Annotated in this window: 3 protein-coding genes; 2 read left to right on the plus strand and 1 reads right to left on the minus strand. The window is 65.2% G+C overall.

Annotation, left to right across the window (positions count from 1 at the left end):
- Window positions 1-335 precede the first annotated feature (335 nt).
- A complete protein-coding gene (locus JHD07_RS33440) occupies window positions 336-527 on the minus strand; it encodes a DUF1192 domain-containing protein (protein ID WP_291629907.1) in 192 nt (63 codons plus the stop codon).
- A 112-nt stretch (window positions 528-639) separates the two neighbouring features.
- Between JHD07_RS33440 and JHD07_RS33445 the strand changes: the two genes are divergently transcribed.
- The gene (locus JHD07_RS33445) at window positions 640-1,638 is read left to right on the plus strand and encodes an NAD(P)H-quinone oxidoreductase (RefSeq protein WP_291629909.1); all 999 of its coding nucleotides are present in this window, start codon (window positions 640-642) and stop codon (window positions 1,636-1,638) included.
- 153 nt (window positions 1,639-1,791) lie between these two features.
- The coding region (locus JHD07_RS33450; RefSeq protein WP_291629911.1) for an EAL domain-containing protein at window positions 1,792-4,613 on the plus strand (2,822 nt) is incomplete at its 3' end.

The raw sequence follows: 4,613 nt of genomic DNA on the forward strand, positions 1-4,613 counted from the left end.
TTTGAAAGTTGATAACAGGGAGGCGTCAAACAGAGTGGACAGGAGCCACTCGGTGTCCAAACGAGGACAGCTCCAGTCATAAACCCGAAAGCTTAATTCGAAGTAAACGAGCGAATTTCTTGAGAGTTCATTAGCCATGTCGGCCAGTGGCCGAGTGAGGCGCGGAACAAGCGCACCGCCGTCATTCCGGGGCGTGACGAAGTCACGAGCCCGGAATCCATAGCCACGAACGGATGGGGCGGCCCGCCTCTTCCAGCGTGCCCCGTTTCGATTTCCTGGGGTTATGGATTCCGGGCTCGGCGCTGATGCGCCGCCCCCGAATGACGACGGAGAGGTCACGACTTGAAAATACTGTTCGCCGCATCGCGCGAGGCGCGCTTTTTGGTGGCGGCTTCTTCCAGCCTTGCGATCTCGGCCTTGAGCAGCGCGACGCGCTCGGTCAGTTCCTCCACGGACAACAGCGAAAGGTCCTGGCCGATCTCGTGGCTGATCTTCTTGCGCGGGCGGTCGTCGTCTTCCATGGCCATTCTCGTTCCTCCTGCGTTCGCGTCGATCAAGCGGGCTTGGGCGGTTGCCAGGGCGGATGACGCTGGCTAAGCAAGGGCCTCGTTATCCCGTACCTTTGCTCAAGGACACATCATGGACAAGCTGCCCGCGCAAATGACCGTGGTCGCCATTTCCAAGCCCGGCGGACCGGAGGTGCTGGTGCCGGAACAACGCAGCATTCCGCAGCCTGGTCCCGACGAGATCCTGGTCAAGGTAATGGCTGCCGGCGTGAATCGGCCCGACGTGGCGCAGCGCTCCGGCGCCTATCCGCCGCCGCCCGGCGCAAGCGACCTGCCGGGCCTGGAGATTGCGGGCGAAGTGGTCGCGGTCGGCAGCAACGCCAAGCGGCACAAGGTCGGCGACAAGGTGATGTCGCTGGTCGCCGGCGGCGGCTATGCGCAGTATTGCATCGCCCAGGATGCCCAGGCCATGAGCGTGCCGCCGGCCTTGTCGATCAAGGAAGCCGGCGCGCTGCCGGAAACCCTGATGACCGTCTGGCACAACGTGTTTGAGCGTGGCGGCCTCAAGGAGGGCGAGACGCTGCTGATCCATGGCGGCTCGTCCGGCATCGGCACCATGGCGATCCAGCTCGCCAAGGCCTTCGGCGCAAAAGTGTTCGTCACCGTGGGATCGCAGGACAAGGTCGATGCCTGCCTCAAGCTGGGGGCCGACCGCGCCATCAACTACAAGACGGAAGATTTCGTCGCCGTGGTGAAGGAAGAGACCAACAGCGCTGGCGTCAACCTGATCCTCGACATGGTCGCCGGCGACTATGTCGATCGCAACTATGATGCGGCCGCGGTGGACGGCCGCATCGTGCAGATCGCGACCCTCAACGGCCCCAAGATCACCGTCAATATCGCCAAGGTCATGGTCAAGCGCCTGACCCATACCGGCTCGACCTTGCGCCCCCGTAGTAATGCGGACAAGGCGGCGATGGTGGCCGCGATCGAGCAGAAAGTGATGCCACTTTTGCGCGAAGGCCGCATCAAGCCGGTGATGGACAGCACTTTCCCGCTGGAAAAGGCGGCGGATGCCCATCGGCGTATGGAAACGAGCGCACATATTGGCAAAATTGTGTTGGAGGCCTAGGCCACCGGCCCACAGGACGAGCCGGAAACCCTTTGATTTTCCTTGCTTTCGTGGCATCTATCGCGACGCGCCGAACCACTTGGGTCCGGTCTGGCATCGCCTTCTAGACTTGCCTTGCACTGACGAGTTTGCGTCGAACGCGGAGAGCTGACCTTGCGTCTGATCAGGTGCCTCGCGCCCATCGCGCTGGGCCTCATGATTCTCGTCGCCGCGTATCCCGCGCGCGCGCTCGACGCCGTCAGCGTCCGCAGCGACGCGCCCGCGATCGACCTCACCGGCGTGCTCGAGCATCAGCGCAGCGATGCCGATCGCATCCAGGTCTCCACCGCGCCCGGCACCGACGGCATCGTCCGCCGGATCGAGGTGCGCGCCCGCGAAGGCGGCCAGAACTGGGTGGTGTTCGCGCTCGCCAACAACACCGACGACCAGCTCGACCGCCTGATCGTCGCCCCCCATTACCGCATCGTCTCGTCGGGGCTGTTGTGGCCCGATCTCGGCCTGTCGCGCATCGCCACCATCACGCCCTCGATCGGCGACCGGCCGGAGCGGCAGGAAAGCGCCACCGCGGACGTGTTCCGGATCACGCTCGACCCCGGCGCCGTCGTCACCTTCGTGGCCGAGCTGCGCACCGACAAGCTGCCGCAGCTCTATCTGTGGGAGCCCGAAGCCTACAAGGACAAGGTCAACTCCTTCACGCTGTACCAAGGCATCGTGATCGGCATCTCCGGGCTGCTGGCGCTCGTCCTCACCATTCTGTTCGTGGTGAAGGGCAGCATCATGTTCCCGGCCGCCGCGGCGCTGGCCTGGGCGGTGCTTGTCTACATCGGCGTCGATTTCGGCTTCTGGGGCAAGGTGCTCGACATGTCGAACAACGCCGAGCGCATCTGGCGCGCGGCGGGCGAGGCGATCCTGGCGGCCACGCTCTTGGTGTTCCTGTTCGCCTATCTCAATCTCAGCCGCTGGCACGTGCGCTATTCGCACATCACGATCGGCTGGCTCGCCTTCCTCGGCTCGCTCGTCGCGCTGGCGCTGTTCGATCCGGCGGTGGCCTCCGGCATAGCCCGCATCTCGCTGGTGCTGATCGCCTTCGCCGGCTTTGCGCTGATCGTCTATCTCTCCACCCACGGCTTCGACCGCGCCGTGCTCCTGATCCCGACCTGGTTCCTGCTCGTCGTATGGGTGGTCGCGGCCGGCATGACCGTGGCCGGCTCCGTCACCAACGACATCGTCGGCCCTGCCCTGCTCGGCGGCCTCGTGCTGATCGTGATGCTGATCGGCTTCACCGTGATGCAGCACGCCTTTGCCGGCGGCGGCGCCACCACTGGCGTCGTGTCCGATATCGAGCGGCGCGCGCTGGCGCTGGCCGGTTCCGGCGATCTGATCTGGGACTGGGACGTGTCCGCCGACAAGGTGTTCACCAGCCCCGAGACCGAAGCCCTGCTCGGACTGAAGCGCGGTACGCTCGAAGGCCCGGCCGCATCCTGGCTCGAGGTGCTGCATCCGCTCGACCAAGACCGTTTCCGCGCCGCGCTCGATAGCGTGCTGGACCAGCGCCGCGGCCGCCTCGTGCAGGATTTCCGCCTGCGCACGCCGGACGGCCATTTCATGTGGTTCGCGCTGAAGGCCCGCCCGGTGGTCGGCTCCGACGGCGAAGTCTCGCGCGTGGTCGGCACGCTCACCGACGTCACCGAGCTGCGCAACGCGGAAGAGCGCCTGCTACACGATTCCGTGCACGACAACCTCACCGGCCTGCCCAACCGCAAGCTGTTCATGGACCGGCTGGGTGCGGTCGCACATTTCGCCAAGACCATGCCGACGTTGCGGCCGACGCTGATGGTGATCGATCTCGACCGCTTCAAGCAGGTCAACGATTCCGTCGGCATCGCGGTCGGCGATTCCATCCTGCTGACGCTGGCCCGCCGCCTCACCCGCATCCTGAAGCCGCAGGACACGCTGGCGCGGATGGCCGGAGACCAGTTCGGCTTGATCCTGCTCTCCGAGCAGGACCCGGCCCGCATCACCGCCTTCGCCGAGACCATCCGCAAGACCATCCGCGCGCCGATCGCCTTCAACGACCGCGAGATCTTCCTTACCGCCTCGATCGGCCTCGCGCTCTCCGATCCGCAAACCCAGCTCACGGACGAGATCATCAAGGACGCCGAGCTGGCGATGTATCACTCCAAGCGTATCGGCGGCGACCGCATCGACGTCTACAAGCCGGCGATGCGGGCGCGGAAGACCGATCGCCTGACGCTGGAGAGCGAATTGCGCCGCGCCATCGAGCGGCAGGAGATCACCATCCTGTACCAGCCGATCGTGCGGCTGGAGGATCGCTCAATCGCCGGCTTCGAGGCCCTGGCGCGCTGGGACCACCCCAAGCTCGGCCGCATGGCACCTTCGGAATTCATCACCATCGCCGAGGAGACCGGGCTGATCGTCGACCTCGGCATGTTCGTGCTCGACCAGACCGCAAAGCAGCTCTCGGTGTGGCAGCGCGCGATGCGCTCGCGCGAGCCAATCTTCGCCTCCGTCAACGTCTCCTCGCGGCAGCTGCTGCGCCACGACCTGATCCACGACATCCGCACCGTGCTGTCGCGCTCCTCGGTGGCGCGCGGCACGCTCAAGCTCGAACTGACGGAATCGCTGGTGATGGAGAATCCGGAGCACGCGGCACAGATGCTGACGCGAATCCGCGAGCTTGGCACCGGGCTGTCGCTCGACGATTTCGGCACCGGTCATTCCTCGCTCGCCTATCTCCAGCGTTTCCCGTTCGACACCATCAAGATCGACCAGTCCTTCGTGCGCACCACCAGCCGCGGCACCCGCCCGGTGATCCTGAAGTCGATCATCGCGCTGGCGCACGATCTCGGCATGGACGTGGTGGCGGAGGGCGCCGAGACCGATTCCGATGCAGTCGAGCTCTACCAGATGGGCTGCGAATACGCGCAAGGCTTTGCTTTCGGCGAGCCGATGGA

This window comes from Bradyrhizobium sp. (assembly GCF_016462955.1).
Lineage (GTDB): Bacteria > Pseudomonadota > Alphaproteobacteria > Rhizobiales > Xanthobacteraceae > Bradyrhizobium.